Origin of the sequence: Limnospira sp. PMC 289.06 (assembly GCF_032350395.1) — a bacterium.
In the GTDB taxonomy this organism is placed as follows: domain Bacteria; phylum Cyanobacteriota; class Cyanobacteriia; order Cyanobacteriales; family Microcoleaceae; genus Limnospira; species Limnospira platensis.
The window spans coordinates 1-309 of the sequence record NZ_JARPLC010000556.1 but is presented as its reverse complement, the minus strand read 5'-3'; the positions used below and the strand labels follow the sequence as shown (position 1 = coordinate 309).

General features: G+C 43.4%; 1 protein-coding gene. It reads right to left on the bottom strand.

Translation table 11 applies throughout. The features are described 5' to 3' along the window. A partial coding sequence (locus P5674_RS26250) for a reverse transcriptase N-terminal domain-containing protein (RefSeq protein WP_315670528.1) occupies positions 1-281 on the bottom strand: 281 nt, incomplete at its 3' end. Positions 282-309: the final 28 nt, after the last annotated feature.

The window sequence follows — 309 nt, the reverse complement described above, 5'->3', positions numbered from 1 at the left end:
TTGTGGGTATTCCTATTCCAGCTTTTTTCATCCCTGCCAGGTTTTGGAATCCACACTCGTCGCAGTGGTTTTGCTTTGAGGTTTCCCTTAATGTTCTTGACCAGTTCAAACCTTTGTCTCGAAGAGATTACTCTTACTCCATCAACTCCGGCTGTTTTCTTGCCTTGATTATCTTGAGTCACTCGACGCACTGCTAAGAGCCGGGCATAATATGATTTCACCAATAGACGTTGCAACCTTCGTGCCTTAGCATTTTGTCCCGATTTAGCTGCTTGAAATATACTCTTTTGGAGCTTGAAAACTTTCCGT